We start from the raw sequence: 22,691 nt of genomic DNA on the forward strand, positions 1-22,691 counted from the left end.
ATTTTGGCATTATGGATGTAGGCGGCATAAAAGGTCAAAGGACAAGACAATTATTAAATGAATTAGTGAACGATAGTATTTTCAAGATACAATGAACTAATATGAGAAAACAATATTAGTTTGGGAAGGAAATTATATGGGGAATTATTTTAAGAATCATTACAATGCAGTAAAATATCCCATAGATTCGGAAAAGAGCAGAGGATTACGAAATGCTCAATTAGGTGCAATTCATGCAATATCATCCTTTTTTACGCTCAATAAAAAGGAGGCGGCTATTGTTATTATGCCGACAGGATCAGGAAAAACAGCTGTGCTTATGTTGACACCATATTTAATACGAAAACAACGAGTATTAGTTGTTACGCGGAGTAAAATGGTTTGTGGACAAATTGCAGAGGATTTTTCTGAACTTAGGACATTGTGTGTAGCTAATGTATTTAATACTTCAATAAAAAAACCTAACGTTTTTGAGCTGGAGCATTTGTATACCAAGGAGTATCAAAAAGACTTGGAGCAAGCAGATGTTATTGTTGCTACACCTAGTTGTGCACTCAGCCTAAGTGAATCTGATTGGGCGAAAGAGAATATTGATTTGGTGGAAGTTGATGAGGCTCATCATACCCCAGCTAAAACATGGCAACAGATATTGGTGAATTTATCTGTTGCAACGCATGTGCTGTTTACAGCAACACCATTTAGGTTGGATCGAAAAGAGCTGTCTGGTGAAATAGTATATGATTATCCACTTTCAAAGGCATACGAAGATGGTATTTTTGGCGAAATACAATATGTTCCTGTGGAAAGTGGAATGGATAATGATTTGTGCATTGCTAAAAGAGCTGAGGAGGTATTGCTGAATGATAGAAAAGCTGGCTATGAACATTATCTGATGGTACGTACGGATACTAAAGTAAGTGCTGAAAAATTGGAGAAGCTATATAAGGATAATACTTCATTGAAACTTTTAAAAGTGGATAGTTCAATGAGTAATTCCAAGGTTAAGCATATTTTGAAATTGTTGCATTCTGGAGAACTGGATGGAATTGTGTGTGTAGATATGCTAGGAGAAGGGTATGATTTTCCTAATCTTAAAATTGCAGCAATACATGTTCCTCATAAATCGCTTGCGAGTACATTACAGTTTATTGGTAGATTTGCTCGGACAAATGCAAAGAATATAGGAAAGGCAAAATTTATTGCGGTAAATAATGAAGAATTAGAAATTGAAAACAATTTACTTTATTCTAAAGATGCTGTATGGCAGGATATGATCATTGGAATGAGTGAAGAAAAGAATAAAAGTGAACAGCAAAATAGAAATTATTATAAAGAATATGTTGTTGAAGATGAGCGTATTCTTGAAAATGTCCCTGTTCATGCAATCAGACCTAATTGTCATGTGAAAATCTATCGTTCTATGAGTTTTGATATAAATGCCGAATTTCCAGAGGTATGTAACGTGGCAGGAAGAATATTAAGAAATAAAAAAGAAAATACGGTAGTAGGAATTGGCTTGGAATATGTATCACCACTTTGGATGGGAAGTGGTGATAAGGTCAATCTTGAATATATTTTATATATAATACATTATCAAACACAAACTCATATGGTACATATATATTCACAGAAACATTCAGAAGCAATGTATGATGAATTGGTATCATCATTTTGTGATTCTTATGATCCGATACCAAAATCAGAAATATATAAAGTATTGGGAAAACTCAAAAACTTCGAGATTTTTAATTCAGGAATGCTGAGTAAGCAATCGCAATCAGGAGAATCATATAGAATAATGGCAGGTTCAGATGTGAGTGATGCAATTGATAAAGATTCTGGTAGAATGTATTCTGCGGGGCATGCATTTTGTAAAGCAGTAGATGATGCAGAAGGAGATATCACAATTGGATATAGTAGTGCTTCGAAAGTTTGGAGCAGTGCTTACAAAGACTTAAAAGATTATATACAGTGGTGTGATAGGTTGGGAAAGAAAATAGCAAATAAAGATATAAAAGTAAAAACAAATACAAATTTTGATTTTTTACCTCAGCCCAAAGCTCTTGTAGAATATCCGGAAGATATCTTTTATGCAGATTTTACTGCGGAAACATATAGTTGTGATCCTGTTATTAAGTATCGTAGAAAAGAGTCGGATTACGAGTGTTGCAGATTAACGGATGCGATGGTTGTGGTGAAAAATTGTGAGAAGACAAAAGTGTCAGTTGAGGTCTCGGTCGGAGAAATTTCAGAGAACTTGGAATGTGATATAAAAGCCAGATATAGGAGTTTGGGAAATAGATTTATTGTATGTTCAGGAAAAGAAGAAATACCAATGGACAAATTTCTCACGGAACAACCACTAATATATAAAACTGTAAAGGATATGACGATAACAGGCATTGATGTAATTGAAGGTGATTTTGAGAGCGAGTTATTTGACAGTAATATAATAGAAGGTGTTGATTGGAAGCATTATGATACAAATTTAAAATTGGAATTTAGAAAAAATGACAGCGATACGAGGGTGTCAATTCAGGATGCATTATATAAAATTCTAGAAGCAGATGAAAAATTTAAATATATTATATACGACCATGGTTCAGGTGAAATGGCGGATTATATCACAATTTATGAGACAGATAATGAGTTGGTTGTCGAATTGTATCATGTCAAAAAAATGGGTTCATCATCTTATAACAATAGTGTTGGTGATATATATGAAGTATCTGGACAAGCAATAAAGTCTGTAACATGGTTTACGACAAAAGGAAAGTTACTTGAAAAGTTTACGAGTCGTCATAATGCTGGGCATTGTATAGTGAAAAAAGGTGGAAATTTTAAGACCATGATAAAAGAGATAAAAACATCTGGAAAAGTATTACGAGGATGTATTTGCATAGTGCAACCGGGGATAAAGAAGAGTAAAGCTATACCAGCTAGAATTCAAGAAGTACTAGCAGCAACAGATTCATATGTTAAAAAAGCCGGTAAAGTTAACCGACTTAGAATAATGGGGAGCATTTAAAATAATGATAACGGGGATAGGATATATCTCGCCAGTCGCAAAAGAAGTCTGCAACTGGTGAGATAAGAATTATGTTGTTAATTGAATTCATTCATAGCATCCACATATTCCTGTAATCCATTAGGTTTACAAGCTAATTCAGCATACAGCAGAGGATTCTCCTGTGCCAGATGGTATAGATACGCGATATCATCAGGTGTATCGAGCAAGACAGCTGAATTACATTTTTCACAACTGATAATAAGAGGCGTGCCGGTATATGTATCATTGATGGCATTAACAATAACGGAATCTGTATCAGGTTCATACATACCAAACAGGTAACAAGGATTATTTTGTTTCATGGTGTTCTCCTTCCCACAGATACTTAGCACCATAAAGCAGGTCAATGATGGCTGTAAGCATATTGTTATAGCCGGTCTGTAGTTCTTGGATTTCATCGCTTGTGGGAAGATTGTTTAAAGTTTGATGTTCACAGTATTCAGCAAATGCTTTTTGCATTTCAAGTAATTGCAGATATAGTGCATTAACAGTCTGCACAAGCGGATATATGGTTTCTTTCTTGCCTACAACGCAGATGCGGTTATAGATGCAGGAACGGACAAAGTAATCTTTCTTCATCATGCCGCTGGCAAGGATACGGGCTTCGATTTGCTTGCGTTCAGCATCGCTGATTCTAAAACTTATAGTTGGGTGTTTGTGTTTATTGCTCATAGAAAAGCTCCTTTCATAGTTGGCGTGGCAGCAGGCACAGTTAAGCACCCACAAGCCAAATTTGATTATTCGTTTTTAGTAGTAAAAGTAGATTATATCTGCCATGAATTTCGTAGATGCATGATTGAATAATTGCAACTAATTTGCTACTAAAGTTTTTGAAAACGATATGAAAAGAGTAACATTAGATGAAACAGATGCGGTGGAATGCCGCATAAAATCAGCATTTTTGATTTGATGATACTTCCTTTGGGAAGAGTTTGAATAATTAAAAATTTCTGGAAAGCCTTATAAACAGGGCGTTTCCGAGTAGATAAAGTTCTATTTGATAACAAAATGATAACACGAGAGATTTTGGCATTGTTTATCCGGAATCTTGTGGTTATCAGGTAATATGTGTGAAACCAACAAAAAGGTCTTACTGAATTGAGTGAAATCAATTTGGTAAGGCCTTTTTCGTTGATTTTTTATTTGTCGTTTTTCGGATAATTATACCGCCACTGATCATATTCTTCCGGAGTGATTTCTCCGGATTTCAGCTTTTCAGCTTGTTCCTGCCATGCATGGAACATATCAAACATAGAAAGGTAGGTGGTTCCCTTGGATTTGTCCAGCCGGAGACAGAGTTCTCCGTCAATCTCACCAATATGAAGTCCGTAAAGGTCTTCTAATGTAAATAAGGTATGCATAAGTCCTACATAGCTGTCAATATCCGGGACAGCCAGTGCATGCGGAGAGACATCAAAAATATCAACCAGTGCATTCAGATAGTTTTCTTTTGGACTGCGGGCACCTCAGCAGAGAACGAAGGATTGGCCTTACAAATCGCAGAATCCAGAGAAGACGTACAGCTTTTGAAGGAAAGTAAAGAACAGGCGGTCAGAGATAAAAAAGCAGCAGAAAAGCGTGCAGAAACAGCAGAAAAACAATTAAAAAGCTTGGAAGAACGCAGGGAACAGTTACAGCCGATTATGGATAATGTGAGTAAGGAAATAAAAGAATATGGAATAGTTAAAATGTTGTTACCGGAAGCAGGAACGTTGGAACGGGCAGCAACCTACCGGGACAAAAAAATCAAACCGCTGTTTCTTCAGATAAAAAATAAGGTTGCGGCAATGGCTGCGCAGGTTAAAGAACTTACAAAAGAGGTGGAAAATTGGAAGAGTAAATATCAAAAGCTGAAACAAAAATATAACGGTATTCAGAAGGAGTTGGATGATATGCGTAAAGAAAATCATAAATTATCAGAAGAAAAGAATATAATGCAAGGTGTTTCTGATAGGTATGACCGTGTTGTACGAGTTCTGGGAATAGAGACGGTAGATGCGGCAGTACAGCAGGATATTCGTAACGAGAAAGCTCTGGAAGAAAAGCAGCGGATGGAACAAATGCCGAAGGGAAGTATTCATGAAAGATTAGCCTGGGGAATAAAAAAGAGTGAGATGGAGAATCAGCAGCGTAAGAAAAATAAATCAAAAAATAGAGAAATGGAGAGATAAAATCATGGAAAAACACGTTTATGATGAAAAGAACGGATTAAGCTATACTCTGTGTGGAGATTATTATTTGCCGAATCTGGTATTGAATGAAGAAGAACCGACATATGGAAAATATGGAGTGTTACGGAAACAGTTTTTGAAAGAGTATAGACCAATACGGTATCAAAACTTGTTATTATCTGGCAAGCTGACAGCACATCTGAATCTGATTGACCAGGAAGTAACAGAGCAGGTCGAAGTGTTAATGAAACAGATGGCAGAAAAACAGGGCGTGAACGAAAACTTAAAGAGGCAGGATCAGATGAAGTGGGTTAGATTGATGAATAATATCAAAGTTAGTGCGGAAGAAATTGTGTTGAAAGAGAGGGTATATATGTGAGTCGAAAGGGTAGTCGAAAGGCTGCTCTTTACAAAGATGAAAATAAAAATTGCTGAAAAGGTATGAGTTTTGTAGTGTAAAACTCTTTTGACATTGTGTTTTCCGTTAAGTAAAATATCTTTGATAGACAGATAATGAAAAAATGATTATTCTTGGCTCAGATCAAGAGAACAAATTACTTGCGAAGGGAGGAAATTATATGGAGCTGAGTATACAGATAAAAAAATACCGAACAGAGCTTCATCTATCACAGGAGGAATTGGCAGAAAAGGTATATGTAACAAGACAGACAATTTCTAATTGGGAAAACGAAAAGAGTTATCCTGATATTCATAGCTTGTTACTTCTTAGTTCATTGTTTAATGTATCTCTCGATCAATTAATTAAAGGAGATATAGAGAAAATGAAAGAAATTATTAGCGAGCAAGAAATTAAAAAGTTTAATTATTATGGTTCCATCTATACAGTTCATTTGGCCGTGTTGATTATATCGGCAGTACCTTTGTTTATGTGGCTCGGAAGGTATGCGTATATTCCGTTTGGGATTTTATTTATTATTACACAGTACTGGGCGTTAAAGGTTGAAAAACTAAAAAAGAAAAATGATATACAAACCTATAAGGAAATTGTTGCATTTACGGAGGGAAAAAAATTGGATGAACTTCATAAGGCAGTTGAAGTGGGAAAACGTCCTTATCAAAATATATTAAAGGTTATTATCAGTGCGGGTGTTACAGCGATGATTTGCTTCTTAATTGGAGTACTGATGCACTTATTCTTGAATTAATTAAATTTAAGGATATTTTGATTTGTAGAATTATAAAATAGAGCATTTTTCTCGCAGATTTTAACTGGTAGTTAAGAAATCGAAGCCATAATTAAACGAAGGCTCAATTGTAAACACATATTAGAAATACTATAATGAGAATATAAACAGGAGGTAGAAACAATGCAAATTGGTGAGAAGATAAGAAACTATCGGAAAACTGTGGGATTAACACAAGAACAGGTGGCGGATTATTTGGACGTCTCTACTCCTGCGGTAAATAAATGGGAAAAAGGAAACACATATCCAGATATATCATTACTTCCGGCAATTGCTCGATTATTAAAAATTGATATGAATGAACTATTTTCATTTCGTGAAGAATTGACAGAAAAAGAGATTGGACAATTTGTGAATGAGCTTTCGGAAGTTTCATTGGATAGCTTTATAAAAGCTTTTGAGATGGGAAAAAATAAAATAAAGGAATATCCTCATTGTGATTCGTTGATTTATTCAATTGCTACTGTTTTAAATGCGGCGTTAACTTTATCCGATGTCGATGATGAGAAAAAGTTGGAATGCAATAATGTGATTGTTGAATGGCTGGAACGAACTGCTGAAAGTCCGAATGAAAAGGTAAGGATTTCCAGTATTTTTATGCTTGCAGCGAAATATATACAAATGGAAAAATATAAAGAAGCAAATATTTTTTTGGATAAAATTCCAGATACTGTGATAGATGCCACAATTATGAAAACGAATGTACTAGCACACCAGGAAGGGACAGATATTGCAGCGTTCTTTTTAGGGGGAAAACTGATGCAGACAGTTACGAATATACAAAACTATCTGTATAAGTTGATAGAAATGGAAGAAGAAACCGGAAATCATTGTAAAGCAGAGGAGATTGCCGAAATCACAGAACATATGGTATCGTTATTTGGTCTGTGGGATTACGGTAAAGTAGTACCATATCTATTGATTGCCGTGTATCGAAAGGATGTAGAAAAATGTATTCAGTTGATAAAAGAAGTGCTGATGGAGTCACAGAAGCCATGGAAGATGGTGGAATCACCTTTATATTACAGATATGCGGATACAGTACATGGAAAATCTTTTTCAGGTGTTGGAAATAATTTTGTTCGTGCATTAGCTACAGAAATTGAAAATAAAGAAGAGTATGAATTTTTGAAAGGAAATAAAGAATTGGAGGCGATTTTTTCTCAATATTTAAAATAGATTGCAATAAAAATATATAGAAATGATAAAATAAAAGCTGTAAAAATCTACGTTGAATTTTACAGCTTTTTGTGTATAATAGAAGTAGCAGAAACAATTTAAAATCAAAGGAAGGAGCTGAAAGAATATGGCAAATATTTTACCAGTATCTGATTTGAGAAATTATAATGAAGTCCTGAAAAACTGTCATAAAGGAGAACCGGTATATCTGACTAAGAATGGCAGAGGACGTTTCGTTGTCATGGATATTGAAGATTATGAGCGTGACCGGGCAGAGAAAAAGCTTCTGATGAAGCTGCAGGAAGCTGAAGAAGCAGTGAAAGACGGAGAAGGCTGGCTGGATTTGGATGAATTAAAAGCACTTGTGGGGGAATAAGATGTTAAAACTGCGGATCAATCCGATTGTTGCAAAGGATTTGAAAGATATCCGGGATTATATTGCTGAAGATAACGAAGAATATGCAGCAAAGACCATAAAGGAAATTTACGGTAAATTTGAAAACCTTCAGATGTTTCCTGAAATGGGGTCGGATCTCTCCAAACGGGTCAGCTTTCGGACAGATTATAAATATGCGATATGGGAAGATTATGTTATTATCTACAAGGTCAGTAACGAATATGTAGAGATTTATCGTGTAGTTAACCGATATCAGGATATCACGAGAATCTTTGATTGATAACAGAGATGTGATAACAAATTGATAACACCGTTCAGTACAGTCTGTGGACTTTGGACAGTGGAACACATATAAAACCAGATAGAACCATAATCCCTATACAAAAGTGTATAGTGATAAGATTTTATTTGCGAGTTTGAGTAGAACACTTTTTTGCTCGAAACCCTAGATTAAGGGTTTCGGGCACTTTTTTTACTTTCGTGATACACTTTTTGTAGACAAAAGATATTGTGAAACAAATCTATGAGTAATTTCTTATATCCAAAAAGAATATTTTTATTCCGAAAATATATCCATTTTTCCCCAAAATAAAAAATTTCATAACTGATTTAGTAATACGCAATATTTTATCCCATATGTATTTTGAAAGAAAAAATACAGAACGAGGAGGAGAAAAATTATGTATAAAACAGATGTATTTATTTCAGCAGAGGAAATTAAAGAGATACCAAAGATGTCTTTTGTTGAAATAATAGCAAAATCAGTCAGAAAATGATAGATGACGAAAGGTAAAGACAAGTAAAGTGGCGGCTGATTAGTAAAAAAAGGTTATAATGGGGAAGTAAGATTTATCAGGAGGAAGATGTTAATGAAAGTAATGGAGAATTCAATCAAGATATCAGAGGGGATAATCAGCGAGTTTGCGACTTATTTGCATGTAAGAGAAAATGCAAAAGCAACAATTCAAAAATACACGTCTGATATAAAAGTCTTTTTTCAATATTTAGATGAAGATAAATGCATCAATAAAGAAATACTCTTACAATACAAGGACTGCCTGATCCAAAAATATGCAATTAATAGTGTTAATTCAATTTTAGCTGCGCTGAATCAATTCCTAGAATTTTTAGGTACGGGCAATCTGAAAGTCAGAAGAATTAAGATCCAAAAACAACCGTTTATACAAACCCAAAAGGAACTTACAAGGAAAGAATATCAAAAATTAATCTATGCAGCAAAGAAAGATGGAAAGGAACAGCTTGCATTATGTATGGAAACAATCGCTTGTACAGGTATACGAATCAGCGAACTTAAATATTTTACAGTGGAACGGATTAAACGGGGAAAGATTGAAATTTATAATAAAGGAAAGTATAGAAAAATTTTTTTACCGAAACTTCTAAGAGAAAACTTACTGAATTATTGCAAAGAACATGGAATTAAAACCGGATGGGTCTTTATCACAAAAACTGGAAAATTAAAAGATAGAAGTAATCTATGGCGGGAAATGAAAAATTTACAAAAAAAAGCTGGAGTGGCAGAAACAAAAATTTTCCCACATAATCTAAGACATTTGTTTGCACGAAGTTATTATGAGGATACAAAGGATCTTGCTGGTCTGGCAGATTTACTAGGACATAGTAGTGTTAATGTTACAAGAATATACACAGCGACTACAGAATCTGTTTTCCAAAAACGAATAGATAGGTTTATTGAACAAAAAAAATTAGGACTACAACATAATATCAGTTATGTTGTAGACAAGGAAGATTCTGTGAGGTATACTTGACCTTAAGAAAAAAGCGTTGTGAAATAAGGCTATTTATCATCTGACATGAAGGTGAATTTTGTCTAATCAATTGCCGTTTTTGTGCAATTTATAATGAAACAGGTCATATTTAACTTATTAACAAACAAAACAGATGTGAAAAATCAGTTTACAACATAACTGATATTATGTTGTATTGATTTTGCAATGGATAAGGAGTAACGATGGCATATACTGTAAGAAAATTACTTGAATCAGAACAGTTTCCAAAAATGAAGCTGCTTTGCGGTGAAAAAGGTCTAGATTTGGAAGTGAAAGGTATTCGAATAATCGAAATTGAAGATATGGAGCGATACCTGACGGGTGGTGAAATACTCATAACCAGTTTTCAGGTATATTTATCATGCAGTGATCGAGAAGTAGAGCAACATTTTGAAGATTTAGTTAAAAGTGACATAAGTGGATTCATTGTAAAGAAAAGAAAAGAATATGATCCTACAGGACGCAGATTGAGTTTATTAGAAAAACACTGCAAAAAATATGAAATTCCTCTGGTAGAAATTTCAGAAGATTTATATTACTGGGGAATTATCCGCCATGTTATAATGCAGGTATTCGATAAAGCTACTGCACGATTAAAGTATTTTAAAATTACGCATGATAATTTTAATACGTTTATTTTAAGAAATAATGGATCAAATAATACAGCAAGTGATATTACCAAATTTTTAAGTATCATGATTGAGAATCCTGTTGTATTGTATTATGGTAATCTTAATTGTATGGTTTCAACAAACTCGGACAACTCCAAGTTAATATTGTCAGATGAAATTCAGCCATATAAACCCAATATTATTACGAAATTTCAATATATGAAGCAGATGAAAGGAAGCTGTGTTCAATATGTAGTGAAATTTGCCATATTGAGTGAGGTGGAAATATATATAACAATAACAGAAGAAAATAGAGGACTGACAGAACTTGATTATATGGCAATCGAAAATGCGATTATTAACTTGCAGTATGGATTTTTGAGTGAATTTGCACAGGATGAAGTGAAAAAGAAGTATCAGAGAGATCTTATCCATAATATTCTGAATGGATTACTGAGTTCGAAAGAAATGACTGAAGCGGCAGCACAGCTCGGCATGAAAGAAAGCCATACTTACAGGGTTGTTGATTTTCATACCATCAAAAATAATGTACAAAGTAAATATACAAAAGAACAGCTTCACGAAGTAGGTGTTATCGAGGGTGAATTGAAGCATCTTTTGCCGGATGCGCTTATTTACAGAAATATGGATCAGATTGTTATGATTCAACAGGTAGATTCCAATCAGACAGAACTGGAGTATCAAAAAGAGATGGAAGAAGTAGAGGATGTTATTCAGCGAAGCATCCTTTATAGAAAGAAAGATACAGACTTTCAGATTGGTATAGGAAAAAGTGTGGAAGGGTATCAACGGCTGAAAGAATCTTATCACGAAGCAAGTCGGGCTATCAAGTATATAGACATTATCCGCCTGGTGACTGGTGATAAGAATAAGTCAGTAGTACATTATTCGAACCTCGGATTTTTCCAGATATTTGGCGAAATTGAAGATGTGACGGAATTGGAAAGATACATTCCGGAAACATTAAAGAAATTATATTTATATGATGATGAACATAAGGGAGAATTGATTACAACCTTGCAGATGTATCTTAGAAATAACCAAAGCATCAAGAAAACTGCAGATGCAATGTTTGTTCATTATAGAACGATATCTTACAGGTTTGAAAAAATAAAACAAATTTCCGGAATAAATTTTGACGATGCAAATGAAGTACTGGCAGTCAGTAATGGTCTGATTATTTATAAAATGTTAAAAGAAATAGAATAGAAAAAGAAAGAGAAATCGTGTTGAGGCATGGTTTCTTTTTTTGAACGAAGTTCATAAAAAGGTATTATATGGAAGAGTATCGATACGATGGAACAGATTTTACAAAAAAATAAAAAAACTTTTCCTGTTTGGAACATTATAAAAAAAATTAAAATGGTATACAATACAGAAATATCGATGAGAAACATTCTCTGATTCAAATAGACAATGAGAAAAAATTATATTGAAAAGCCATCATCGCATTACTATATGTTGCGATATTATTATTTATAGAATTCTAGATCTTATATCTGATGATAGAGTAGAACGCCCCCCATATCTTGATGAAATTGATGGAAATTTTTGAATAATCAATTTCATCGTCCGACAGGAACCCACCAATTTTTTAGGACGAACTAATACCTGAAATAGTTTAGCTAAGGAAAGGGGTAAAACCATGCAGCTTACAAGTACAACGGATTATGCTATCAGAATCGTATGTTATCTGGCAGCACAAAGGCAGATGATCTCTACATCAGAATTATCTCAGGAACTAAGTGTTCCATCCAGTTATATTCCAAAAATAACAAAAAAATTAAAACAAGCAGGAATCATAAAAGCCTGTGAAGGGATAAAGGGTGGATATCAGATTGCAAAACAGCCAGAGAATATATCTTTAAAGGATGTGATATCGTGTACAGAATCCACCATGGCAATTAGCAGGTGCCTGGAAAAAGAGGGAGGTTGCTCCCAAAATTATATAACCTGCTGTAAAGTACATCAGATTCTGCTGGATCTGCAAAATATATACAATAACCGCTTGGAGAGCGTAAAGATATCAGACATTATCCGTCCTGGTAAGGATGAATATCTTGGAAAATTTTATGTGATTATAAAAGTTAATCTGAGAGAAAAAGATTATGAATGTATTTATTCTCATAATCATGATGTCTATGAACAAGTAAAAACAGCAGAATCATATGATGACTTTATAAAAAAATATGCGGAAAAATATATTTGTGAAGCAGACTGGGTAAATGTCCAGAAATGTCTTGCAGGTGAGAATTTAACAGAACATCTTGTAGATGGATGTGTGGAAGAAGAAATTTTCTATCGCGGAATTATCGAAAATAACGGTACATCGTATGTATGGATGAAAGCTAGTAAGTATGTGGATGTAAAGGAAAATACAGCAATTATTACATTTCATAATACAAAAGTAATTCCGAATACGATTGTAACAATGGAACAGGAGCTAAGAAAAAAAGAACAGGATGTTTGTATGGAACTCGAAAATGCGACTATTAACTTACAGGATGGATTTTTGAGTGAATTTGCACAGGATGAAGAAAAAAAGACGTATCAGAGAGATATTATCCAAAATATTCTGAATGGATTACTGAGTTCGAAAGAAATGACTGAAGCGGCAGCACAGCTCGGAATGAAAGAAAGCGATACTTACAGGGTTGTTGATTTTCATACCATCACAAAAAATGTACAAAGAAAATATACAAAAGAACAGCTTCACGAAGTAGGTGTTATCGAGGGTGAATTGATGCATCTTTTGCCGGATGCGCTTATTTACAGAAATATGGATCAGATTGTTATGATTCAACAGGTAGATTCCGATCAGACAGAACTGGAATATCAGAAAGAGATGGAAGAAATAGAGGAGGTTATCCAGCAAAGCATTCTTTATAGAAAGAAAGATACAGACTTTCAGATTGGTATAGGAAAAAGTGTGGGAGGGTATCAACGATTGAAAGAATCTTATCACGAAGCAAGTCAGGCTATCAAGTATATTGAGATTATCCGCCAGGTGACTGGTGATAAGAATAAGTCAGTAGTAAATTATTCGAACCTCGGATTTTTCCAGATATTCGGCAAAGTTGATGATATGATGGAATTGGAAAGATGCATTCCGGAAACATTAAAGAAATTATATTTATATGATGATGAACATAAGGGAGAATTGATTACAACCTTGCAGATGTATCTTAGAAATAACCAAAGCATCAAGAAAACTGCAGGTGCAATGTTTGTTCATTATAGAACGATATCTTACAGGCTTGAAAAAATAAAACAAATTTCCGGAATTAATTTTGACAATGCAAATGAAGTGCTGGCAGTCAGTAATGGCCTGATTATTTATAAAATGTTAAAAGAAATAGAATAGAAAAAGAAAGAGAAATCGTGTTGAGGCATGGTTTCTTTTTTTATTGATTTTGAAAATTATATAAATGTGGTGGAACACTTTTTACAAAAATTTCTCAAAAAGATTTCCGATTTGTAACATTACTATTTTTAAAGAAAAGAACTACAATTTACATGTTTAAACGGAAACCTTGAATATCTAAGTTTGAATATGGAAGCGTGAATGATGAAAAAACAGGTTGATATTGAGACAGAAAAAAAAGCAATACAGGAACCATCACTTGCACAGGATATCATTCAGTTGCTTTTGAAGATTGTGATTATTATTTTTGCAATCATTCTTATTTTTACATTCCTGTATGGAATTGTAAGAATCAATGACGTATCTATGAAACCAGCAATAAAAGATGGTGATCTGGTCATGTATTATCGACTGGACAAGCGTTTTGTGTCCGGTGATATTGCAGTATTTAAGAAAGATGGCAGAACAACCACAGGCAGGGTCGTAGCAGTCGCAGGTGATACCGTAGATATAACAAAAGACGGTTTGATGATTAACGGTGCTACGCAGATTTCACAGGATATTTATTTTGACACCACACAGTTTCAAAATGGAGTTGACTTTCCAATCACTGTTGGCGAAGGTCAGATATTTGTACTGGGTGATAACAGACCGGAAGCGTCAGACAGCAGAATCTATGGCTGTATTAATATTAAAGACGTCAAAGGAAAAGCGATTGCGGTTATTCGGACCAGAGGACTCTAATCCCCTCCTCCGTTAATCAAATAAAAACAAACAATATTATCTACAAGGGAGGAATCATTATGAGCATGAACAAAATGTTCAAAAAAGTGCTCGCAGTTGTTGCTGCTGGTGCCATGACGATGGGAATGGCAATGCCAACATTTGCGGCAGAGGGGGGCAAGGTAACCGAAGCCTATGTTAGCAAAACGTATAACACAGAGGTTGGAAAAGCAGAGAAGTTTAGCTTTACTGCAACACAGGTTAAAGCAGGAACTGGGATTATTACAAAGGATGCTAACGTCTCGATACCAGATATTTCATTTACAGCAAAGCAGACCGGAACAACAAAACAGAGAGCAAAAGTTAATTTTTCGACATTTCCAGAGGCAGGTGAGTATGAGTACACTGTAACTGAGTCTCAGACAGCAGATCCAGCAGTAGCCGACGGGGAACATGAAAAAATGATCATGTCAAAGGCTGAGTATACAATGGATGTATATGTTACAGAGAATACAGAGGGCAATTTAGTAATTGATAATATTATCGTCAAAAAAATGAAAGATGATAAAGGCGATGATGCACAGGGTACAAAAGTAACAGATATCGGTGATACAGATACAAACGGATTCAACTTCACCAACACCTATGTACAGGAAGCTGGTACAGGTACAAATCCAACGACCCCAGATCCAGATTACACAAATTTTGGATCTTTAAATGTATCTAAGACGATTAGTGTGCCAGAAGGTGTACAAGCAGATGCAAAGAAAGAGTTCGATTTCACAGCAACCTTTAAATTTCCAGATGGAACAGATGCAAATACTCTTGGCGGCGTAAAAGGTAATGGAACAGTTATTTCACTTAAACAGGATGGTACTTATACATTCAAACTGAAAACAACTGAGAAAATGAAATTCACAGGTGTTCCTGTAGGAACTAAGATCTCTGTAACAGAGTCTGCAACACCGAACTATAAAGGAAGTGCAGCTGTTGTAATTAACGGTGCAGCACAGGATACTGTTACAGCAAGCAAGTATGACGAAGCAATCACAGTATCTGATAAAACTTTAGGCAAAGCAAAGAATACTGTTGACGTAACCAATACATACAACTATGTACCGACAACTGGTATCATCATGAACACTCTTCCATACGTTCTGATGATTGCACTTTGCGGTGTAGCACTGATCGCTTTTGTAGGCTTCAAACGTAGAAGATTACAGAAATAATAAAATATAGCAACCAGGAAAGGGGATGTGTGCGGCGTTGCTCCGCCGCATCCCTTTTTGCTAATTTACGCGAGCAACGAGCCAAAGTCTGTGCTTGCACAAGACCTTGGCGACTGCCGTGATAGCTACAAGAAACTCGCAGAGCATGTTTCTTGTAGATTATACGAGCAAATTGGTCAGATAAACCAGTTTTGATAAATATAAAAGAAACAGAAATGGTGAAAGGAACTTGTACATATGCTTCGGATGAAGAAAGTGCTGAAAGGAATTATCAGAGGATTAGACCATATTGTAAACTTCACAGCCTTATCGCTGATTCTTGCAGCCATGTTCCTCTCCGGTTATATGCTGTGGGACTCCCACCAGGTATACCAGACAGCAGATGCAAAGAACTATGAAGCATATATTCCGACAGAAAAGAATACAAAATCTTTTGAAGAATTACAGAAAATCAATCCGGATGTGATTGGATGGATACGAGTGAATGACACAAATATCAATTATCCACTGGTGCAGACGGACAATGATGATACTTATATGAATACAGATGCGGAAGGAAACTATTCCTTAAGCGGAGCAATCTTTTTACATTGTGCAAATAAGCCGGATTTTTCGGATTTTGATAATATTATATATGGTCACCATATGGAAAAGCACATGATGTTTGGAGATATCGGTGAATTTACAAATGAACAGTATTTCAACGAACATCCATATGGAAATCTGTTCTTTGATGGAAAAAATCATGGAATTGAATTCTACGCATTGTTACAGGTAGATGCTTATAATGAGACGATTTTCAATGTGTGTCTGGACACACCAGAAGCGAAACAGGAGTATCTGCAGGAAATCGAGAACAATGTTTTATATAAAAGAGATATGAATATAACGGAAGATGATCATCTGGTTTTGCTGACCACCTGTACATCGGATATGACAAATGGAAGAAATATCCTGATGGGACGCTTAACAGATCAGATATATCCGGAAAAAGAAAAAGCCAAAAACGTAGGTACAGGAATTGATGAACTGAAAAATGCAGTAGGAAAAGTGCCAGTTATTGTATGGTTTATCCTGATTGTCCTTGTACTGATGCTGATAGCAAGACAGATAGAAAAGAAAAGAAACAAGAAGAAAGAAGGAGAGGGAGAAGCATGAGAACAACACGTTTGACAAAAATAGCCATGGTTATATTCCTGTCCATGATATTCCTTCTGGGTGTTCAAAAACCAGTACTGGCAGCTGGCAAAAACACAACAGTGAAAATACCAGTGGAACAGATATTTGAAGTAAACAATTCTGCAGATGCTGACAAAACAGGCTCTTATGTTTTAATAGCAGATCAGATACAAAATCCAATGCCGGAGGGAAGCAATAGAAGAACATTTACCTGGAATATGAGTGGTAATTCTTCTACAGAGCTGATTATGAATGTCGGACAGGCAGGAGAATATCATTACAAGCTGTACCAGGCAACAGAGAATAAAGAAAATTATACATATGATTCAAAAACCTATGATGTAACGATTGAAGGATTCTTTGATTCCAATAATGAACTGATGGCGGTAACAGTGGTCAAAAATGAAAATGGAGATAAAGTATCGAAGGTTTCATTCAAAAACTCGTATACCGGTCAAACTGGTAAAAATCAAAACCCGGTTCCATCTTCCCCAAGATCAAAGGATATTATTCATAATGGTTCGCCGGTAAAGACAGGTGATGATAGTCCGGTTGCAGGCTATTTGTTCTTATTCTTTGGCTCAGTTATCTGCCTTTGCGGATTACTCATGGAGAAGCAGAAGAACAGGAAGGAAGATGCGAAAAATGAGGCATAAGAATTGGAAAACATATTTGAAAATAGCATGTTCCTGGCTTCTAATCTTTTCTATTTGTTTTATGAATCTGGAAACCGTAAGTGCATCAGAAGATGAAACATCAGTGGTTACAGAGCAGGAAGAAACACAAGATACAGAAGCATTTACAAGTGAGACAGATGCACAACAGACAGAAACCGAGCAAACTTCGGAGCAATTTACATCAGAAACAGAAACTGAGACATCGGCAGAAACTGAGGAACAGATTCCGGATAGCATAGAAGTGGAGAAGCTGGAGAAAGAAATACAGGAAGCAACTTCAAATGGTCAGGTACCGACCACAAAATTGGTGGAATATGTAGATGAATCCGGCAATGCGATTGAAGGAGCACCAGAGACCATTGAGCTTGGAAAAATATCAGATCATTCAGAGTTAAATATTTCTGACAAAGATTATGAATTTAAGAGTGCAAAAGTAAATGATGCAGACTGTTCCTTTATAGGAGTATATAAAGATACGGTTTATTGGAGTTCCGATAATATCAATGCCAATAAGTTTGCAGATGGACAAAAACTGACTATGACTTATGCATTGAAAGAAAAGGAAAAAGAGTCAGAAATATCGAAGACAGAAGACCTGGAGCAAGAAAAAGATACTACAGAAACTAAAGAATCTGAAACAGAAATATCAGAGAAGTCTTCAGAGCAGATTATTGACAATGAAAAATCTACAGAACAGGCAAGTGATGAGCAGCTTCCAGATACGATATCTGTACAGAGTTTGAATATCGCAATGCAGAGAAGTGTTGCGAATGGCGATGAACAGACTACGGATCGTGTAGAATATGTGGATGCAAAGGGAACTCTAATTAATGGAGCACCTACTACAATCGCTTATGGAAATATTTCTGAACATAAGGCTCTTTTGATAGATGGCAAACATTTCGATTTCCTTAGTGCGAAGGTAAATGGAAAAGATTGTGTGTATATCGGGGAATATAACGGAGTGCTATATTATAGTACAGATGGTGTTGTTGCGATCAAGATGGAAGCAGAACAGAAACTAACAATGACCTATCAGGAGTATTACTTTGTTATGATTAAAGAAGTGCTTCCGACAAATTGTGACCCTGGTATCCTTGCTATGAAAAAGGGCAGCGAAGATGTTCCGGTTGAAACGAACAAACAGATTCGTGTCAATGCAGGGGAAGATTGGGTAATCTCTGTTACACCTGGCAAAGATAATCATAAACCAGCAAACTATGCAGATAAAAAAGAAAGATTTAAGATAGAATCGGTCAAAACAGAAAAGGATGCCGGAATAACTCAAACATCAGGAGATGAATACGGAGCTACCTATAAGATTGGAATTAATCAAGATGACACAGTTATTATTTCATATACGAATCAGGGTGTTTATCGTGTGACTATTAATACGAAGGATAATGCTGGTGTTGAGTACATTAATATTTCTCATAGTATAAAGAATGGCTGGACTTACTTGGAAGGCCAGGATAAGATTGAGTGGACATTTAAGGAATCAGATTTTAGTAGTGGTGATTCTTATTTATATATGCCAGAATTTCATGTGAACAGAGGATATCGTTTGGTTCATATGACAGTAAATGGTTATACAATGGACTCTAGTGCCAATGGGTATTATAGCGAAGTACCTACTTCTACTGGAACAAGCGATGAGTTAACCTCAAGTCCAGGAAATGTGACTATAATAACTCAAATGACGAATGAATATAAATCTAGTAGAGGTGATGAAGCGAACTGTTCCTATGCATATGCAATGCGATTAAAAGTCAGAGGCGGAGCAGTGGAAGATTATAATTTTAATTTAGCACCATACAGTATTAGAAAGCAGGCGTTAACGGCAAGATTATATACAAACCAAAGGCGAAACAGTGAAGGTTTGGATGTAGTGATGTGGGATTATGAAAAACAGAAACTCGTACCTGTTAAAGATAATGATGTCATAGATATGGATGCTGTGAAGTATGACGGGAAAAGCAGACGACAGGTAAGAATTTTCTTTGTGAAACCAAGACCAGGTTATGTCCTAACAAATGGTCTTCAGTCTGCCACAGGTGTGAGTTATGGTCTTCCACATGGTGAAGACCCTGTTCTGGACGGAAGAAAATCATCGGCTAATGCTGGAATGATTGATACGATGACAGATACGTCTATTAAAACAGGAAATAATGAATTTTATATATATACAAAGGAATGGAAAGCGGCAAAGGATGCTGCTAAAAAGGCTGGATATACAACATATCTAGCTTGGGGAGCAGCAGATCCGTATAATACGGACTGGTTTTTATATGCAGCAAGTTTTGAAGCAGTTTCCAGTAATTTATATGTACATTATAATTCTGGCGCAGGTGAGGGGGTATTACCTGAAGATGCCCTTGTGAATAACATTCCGTATAATCAGGAAACAAATAATCAAAATAAACCGATGCAGTCTTATGGTGAAAATCCATCCACGTATAAAGGCGCAAGAGGTATGGGAACGACCTTTGTTATGGGTGAGAGTTGTCCAGAACCGACTTGTGAAGGATATGAATTTGTGGGATGGAAGTTGAAAGACAGATCTGGAAATCTAAGTGAAACACTATACAAACATGGAGAGCTTTTTACAATTGCAGAAGATAATTATGCGTATGCAAATAATACGAATCTTCCATTGTGTTCATGGAATAACGAGAGTGGTTATCAGATTGTTGCCCAGTGGAAGAAAATCGATACAAAAAAGGTAGAAGTGAAGCATTGGCTTAAGGTACCGAATAGTACAGAAAAATTGGAAAAGACAACAGCAGGAACTATTTCTTTTGCTACAGAAAATGAGAGTGTTAAAGTATTTGCAAAGCCAGAACCAGATGGGACATTTCCAGGATATATCTTTGATAAAGATGATCCACACAACACATTAGAAAAGACGGTTACAAATGATGCATCTACAGATACGATTGAATTAAATTTGTATTATAAGCCAACCGTATTGACAGTCAGCAAAATTGTATCCGGATATAATCTGGAACTGGATAAGGCATTCTCGTTTACGATTCAGGCAAATGCACCGGATGGAAAGGATACAAATGCTGCAACTCTTAGCAGTGACCAGGTTTACATCAAAAAAGGCGATGGAACAGAAGAAAATCTAGCTTTTACAAACAATCAGGCAACTTTTACATTAAAGAAAGATGAATATGTGGATATCAGCTGTTTGCCGACAGGATGGACATATACCGTTACAGAGACAGAGCCGGGAACAAATTTCAAGGCTTCGTACAGCATAAATGGGGGAACGGTGACAGATGGAGCGGAAGCATTATTTACGATGGCAACTACAGGAAGTGAAGCGATTCAGTTTACCAATACATCGACCATTGCACCGCCAGTAACTGGAAGAGATATTCAGAATAGCAGTTGGATTATGATGCTAATTGTGGCTTTGCTTATTGGCATGAGCGGCGTGGTATTTTTCAGAAAAGTAAAAAGAAAATATCGTTAGGGCAAAGGGAAGGATTGTGCTTGTGAAGTGAAGAACCTGAAAGTATGATTCTTCCTTTTTCAATCAATGAGTTTATGTACGGGACAAAGAAAAAAGAGCGAGGTGAGCACTTATGCAGCTTACAAATACAACGGATTATGCAATCAGGATTGTCTGTTATTTGGCAATAAAAAAGCGCAGGGTTACAACGGCAAAATTAGCTTCTGAATTAAAGATTCCGGAGAGCTATATTCCCAAAATCACAAAGCAGTTAAAAAAAGAGAAGATTATTTCAGCTTCTGAAGGTACCAGTGGAGGATATGCCATTGCCAAAAATCCAGAAAAGATTTCGTTATTTGATGTCATATCATGTATGGAATCAACAATGGCAATCAGTCGCTGTCTTGAAAAGGATGGATTTTGCTCCAGAAACTATACGGATTGCTGTAAAGTACATCAAGTCTTATTGGACTTACAGAACATTTACAATAACCGATTAGAAAATGTGAAAATCTCTGATATTATCAGACCGGGGAAAGATGAATATTTTGGGCGATTTTATATCATTCTGAAAGTTAATTTAGCGGAAAACAGTTATGAATGTATCTATTCTCATAACAGGGGGATTTATGATGATGTAAAAACTGCAGGAACATATGATGATTTTCTGAAAGTATATTGTGAAAAATATGTATGTGAAAAGGATTGTGAAAAACTGCAGGAATTTTTGAAAAGCGATTCGTTGACAGAGCATTTGAAAAAGGGCTGTTCAGAAGAAGATATCGTTTATCAAAGAAGAAGCGAGAAAAACTCAGAGACTTATGTTTGGATGGAAGTAAAAAGATTTGTGGATGAAAATGAGAAAACTGCTGTTATTACATTCCATAATGCAAAAGTTATTCCTAACACAATTGTAAATATGGAACGGGAATTAAGACAAAAAGCACAGGATGAGACAAAACAGTATTGGAAAATGGTTTCGCTTCTGGCTGCAGTGTTGAATCACAATAATCTTATAGAAACAGAACATCAGGATGATATCTGTTTTTATACAAAACAAGTGTATCTTCAACTACAGAAAAACTATCCGGAGTATGGGATTACAGAGGAAGAAATAGAAAATGTCTCTCATCTGTCTCCAATTCATGATATTGGAAAAATCCGTGTGCCGATAGAGATATTGAACAAAAACGGTAAATTAACAGCTGATGAGATGGAAATTGTAAAGCAGCATCCTCTTACAGGGGCAGAGATGACATTGCGGTTTCCACGAGGAGCTACGACAGAAAAACTTAATAAGTATAGCTATGAAATATGCAGATATCACCATGAAAGATATGATGGTTCTGGTTACCCGGATGGACTAAAAGGTGATGAAATACCACTTTGTGCTCAGGTAGTAGGCCTTGTGGATGCTTATGATGCATTGGTCAGTGTACGCCCCTATAAAAGAAAATTAAAGCATGAAGAAGCCATAAGAATGATTGCCAACGGTGAATGTGGTGTATTTTCAAAAAAACTATTGCAGTGCTTTATAGCAGCGGCAATGCAGAAGGAATGGATAAAAAAGGCAGATAGTTGAGAAAAGGAAAAT

The 22,691-nt window shown here is 35.6% G+C and carries 18 protein-coding genes and 1 pseudogene; 16 read left to right on the forward strand and 3 right to left on the reverse strand.

Annotation, left to right across the window (positions count from 1 at the left end; all coding sequences use genetic code 11):
* The first annotated feature begins 136 nt into the window (after positions 1-136).
* On the forward strand, positions 137-3,028 hold the full coding sequence (locus LQE94_RS05615) for a DEAD/DEAH box helicase (RefSeq protein WP_240577179.1): 2,892 nt from the start codon (positions 137-139) through the stop codon (positions 3,026-3,028).
* A gap of 77 nt (positions 3,029-3,105) precedes the next feature.
* Here LQE94_RS05615 and LQE94_RS05620 read toward each other — a convergent pair whose 3' ends face one another.
* The 3 genes and pseudogenes from LQE94_RS05620 to LQE94_RS05630 form a co-directional block, all read right to left on the reverse strand.
* Positions 3,106-3,372 (reverse strand): hypothetical protein, encoded by a 267-nt coding sequence (locus LQE94_RS05620; protein WP_240577180.1) that lies wholly within the window; start codon positions 3,370-3,372, stop codon positions 3,106-3,108.
* Positions 3,359-3,742 (reverse strand): plasmid mobilization protein, encoded by a 384-nt coding sequence (locus LQE94_RS05625; protein ID WP_240577181.1) that lies wholly within the window; start codon positions 3,740-3,742, stop codon positions 3,359-3,361. Before LQE94_RS05625 ends, LQE94_RS05620 begins: the two co-directional genes overlap by 14 nt.
* A 467-nt stretch (positions 3,743-4,209) precedes the next feature.
* Positions 4,210-4,533: pseudogene (locus LQE94_RS05630) on the reverse strand (helix-turn-helix domain-containing protein); the annotation flags it as partial.
* Between the two features lie 21 nt (positions 4,534-4,554).
* Between LQE94_RS05630 and LQE94_RS05635 the strand changes: the two are divergent.
* From LQE94_RS05635 to LQE94_RS05705, 15 genes are all read left to right on the forward strand, one after another.
* Entirely contained in the window at positions 4,555-5,241 is a 687-nt protein-coding gene (locus tag LQE94_RS05635) for a hypothetical protein (RefSeq protein ID WP_240577182.1), read from the forward strand.
* A gap of 4 nt (positions 5,242-5,245) precedes the next feature.
* Positions 5,246-5,620 (forward strand): TnpV protein, encoded by a 375-nt coding sequence (locus LQE94_RS05640; protein ID WP_240577183.1) that lies wholly within the window; start codon positions 5,246-5,248, stop codon positions 5,618-5,620.
* A gap of 199 nt (positions 5,621-5,819) precedes the next feature.
* Positions 5,820-6,407, forward strand: coding sequence for a helix-turn-helix transcriptional regulator (locus LQE94_RS05645; protein ID WP_118199748.1), 588 nt, complete (start codon positions 5,820-5,822; stop codon positions 6,405-6,407).
* Between the two features lie 162 nt (positions 6,408-6,569).
* On the forward strand, positions 6,570-7,625 hold the full coding sequence (locus tag LQE94_RS05650) for a helix-turn-helix domain-containing protein (protein WP_240577184.1): 1,056 nt from the start codon (positions 6,570-6,572) through the stop codon (positions 7,623-7,625).
* Positions 7,626-7,752: 127 nt separating this feature from the next.
* Positions 7,753-8,001, forward strand: a complete 249-nt coding sequence (locus tag LQE94_RS05655) for a type II toxin-antitoxin system prevent-host-death family antitoxin (RefSeq protein WP_005333597.1) — start codon at positions 7,753-7,755, stop codon at positions 7,999-8,001.
* Position 8,002: 1 nt separating this feature from the next.
* Positions 8,003-8,302 (forward strand): type II toxin-antitoxin system RelE/ParE family toxin, encoded by a 300-nt coding sequence (locus LQE94_RS05660; RefSeq protein WP_240577185.1) that lies wholly within the window; start codon positions 8,003-8,005, stop codon positions 8,300-8,302.
* Between the two features lie 589 nt (positions 8,303-8,891).
* On the forward strand, positions 8,892-9,812 hold the full coding sequence (locus tag LQE94_RS05665) for a tyrosine-type recombinase/integrase (protein WP_240577186.1): 921 nt from the start codon (positions 8,892-8,894) through the stop codon (positions 9,810-9,812).
* Between the two features lie 203 nt (positions 9,813-10,015).
* A complete protein-coding gene (locus LQE94_RS05670; protein ID WP_240577187.1) occupies positions 10,016-11,674 on the forward strand; it encodes a PucR family transcriptional regulator in 1,659 nt (552 codons plus the stop codon).
* 436 nt (positions 11,675-12,110) lie between these two features.
* Positions 12,111-13,829 carry an Rrf2 family transcriptional regulator gene (locus LQE94_RS05675; protein ID WP_240577188.1) on the forward strand — a complete coding sequence of 573 codons (1,719 nt, stop codon included), beginning with the start codon at positions 12,111-12,113 and terminating at the stop codon, positions 13,827-13,829.
* Positions 13,830-14,030: 201 nt separating this feature from the next.
* Positions 14,031-14,573: a signal peptidase I gene (lepB, locus tag LQE94_RS05680; protein ID WP_240577189.1), complete on the forward strand. Its 543-nt coding sequence runs from the start codon at positions 14,031-14,033 to the stop codon at positions 14,571-14,573.
* A 59-nt stretch (positions 14,574-14,632) separates the two neighbouring features.
* Positions 14,633-15,781: a DUF7601 domain-containing protein gene (locus LQE94_RS05685; protein ID WP_240577190.1), complete on the forward strand. Its 1,149-nt coding sequence runs from the start codon at positions 14,633-14,635 to the stop codon at positions 15,779-15,781.
* A gap of 237 nt (positions 15,782-16,018) precedes the next feature.
* Positions 16,019-16,939 carry a class B sortase gene (gene srtB, locus LQE94_RS05690; protein WP_117805298.1) on the forward strand — a complete coding sequence of 307 codons (921 nt, stop codon included), beginning with the start codon at positions 16,019-16,021 and terminating at the stop codon, positions 16,937-16,939.
* Positions 16,936-17,616: a Spy0128 family protein gene (locus LQE94_RS05695; RefSeq protein ID WP_240577191.1), complete on the forward strand. Its 681-nt coding sequence runs from the start codon at positions 16,936-16,938 to the stop codon at positions 17,614-17,616. Before srtB ends, LQE94_RS05695 begins: the two co-directional genes overlap by 4 nt.
* On the forward strand, positions 17,606-21,118 hold the full coding sequence (locus LQE94_RS05700) for a DUF7601 domain-containing protein (RefSeq protein ID WP_240577192.1): 3,513 nt from the start codon (positions 17,606-17,608) through the stop codon (positions 21,116-21,118). The genes LQE94_RS05695 and LQE94_RS05700 overlap by 11 nt, the downstream gene beginning before the upstream one ends.
* A gap of 112 nt (positions 21,119-21,230) precedes the next feature.
* A complete protein-coding gene (locus tag LQE94_RS05705) occupies positions 21,231-22,679 on the forward strand; it encodes an Rrf2 family transcriptional regulator (protein WP_240577193.1) in 1,449 nt (482 codons plus the stop codon).
* Positions 22,680-22,691 lie beyond the last annotated feature (12 nt).

It is taken from the genome of Mediterraneibacter sp. NSJ-151 (assembly GCF_022487435.1).
Lineage (GTDB): Bacteria > Bacillota > Clostridia > Lachnospirales > Lachnospiraceae > Schaedlerella > Schaedlerella hominis.

What these genes read in the sequence shown, in the direction of transcription:
- LQE94_RS05620 (WP_240577180.1), bottom strand. Translation starts at nt 3,372, where the DNA reads ATGAAACAAAATAATCCTTGTTACCTGTTTGGTATGTATGAACCTGAT.
- LQE94_RS05645 (WP_118199748.1), top strand. Translation starts at nt 5,820, where the DNA reads ATGGAGCTGAGTATACAGATAAAAAAATACCGAACAGAGCTTCATCTA.
- LQE94_RS05705 (WP_240577193.1), top strand. Translation starts at nt 21,231, where the DNA reads ATGCAGCTTACAAATACAACGGATTATGCAATCAGGATTGTCTGTTAT.
- LQE94_RS05685 (WP_240577190.1), top strand. Translation starts at nt 14,633, where the DNA reads ATGAGCATGAACAAAATGTTCAAAAAAGTGCTCGCAGTTGTTGCTGCT.
- LQE94_RS05675 (WP_240577188.1), top strand. Translation starts at nt 12,111, where the DNA reads ATGCAGCTTACAAGTACAACGGATTATGCTATCAGAATCGTATGTTAT.
- LQE94_RS05665 (WP_240577186.1), top strand. Translation starts at nt 8,892, where the DNA reads ATGAAAGTAATGGAGAATTCAATCAAGATATCAGAGGGGATAATCAGC.
- LQE94_RS05695 (WP_240577191.1), top strand. Translation starts at nt 16,936, where the DNA reads ATGAGAACAACACGTTTGACAAAAATAGCCATGGTTATATTCCTGTCC.
- LQE94_RS05650 (WP_240577184.1), top strand. Translation starts at nt 6,570, where the DNA reads ATGCAAATTGGTGAGAAGATAAGAAACTATCGGAAAACTGTGGGATTA.
- LQE94_RS05625 (WP_240577181.1), bottom strand. Translation starts at nt 3,742, where the DNA reads ATGAGCAATAAACACAAACACCCAACTATAAGTTTTAGAATCAGCGAT.
- lepB (WP_240577189.1), top strand. Translation starts at nt 14,031, where the DNA reads ATGATGAAAAAACAGGTTGATATTGAGACAGAAAAAAAAGCAATACAG.
- LQE94_RS05700 (WP_240577192.1), top strand. Translation starts at nt 17,606, where the DNA reads ATGAGGCATAAGAATTGGAAAACATATTTGAAAATAGCATGTTCCTGG.
- LQE94_RS05660 (WP_240577185.1), top strand. Translation starts at nt 8,003, where the DNA reads ATGTTAAAACTGCGGATCAATCCGATTGTTGCAAAGGATTTGAAAGAT.
- LQE94_RS05655 (WP_005333597.1), top strand. Translation starts at nt 7,753, where the DNA reads ATGGCAAATATTTTACCAGTATCTGATTTGAGAAATTATAATGAAGTC.
- srtB (WP_117805298.1), top strand. Translation starts at nt 16,019, where the DNA reads ATGCTTCGGATGAAGAAAGTGCTGAAAGGAATTATCAGAGGATTAGAC.
- LQE94_RS05670 (WP_240577187.1), top strand. Translation starts at nt 10,016, where the DNA reads ATGGCATATACTGTAAGAAAATTACTTGAATCAGAACAGTTTCCAAAA.
- LQE94_RS05640 (WP_240577183.1), top strand. Translation starts at nt 5,246, where the DNA reads ATGGAAAAACACGTTTATGATGAAAAGAACGGATTAAGCTATACTCTG.
- LQE94_RS05615 (WP_240577179.1), top strand. Translation starts at nt 137, where the DNA reads ATGGGGAATTATTTTAAGAATCATTACAATGCAGTAAAATATCCCATA.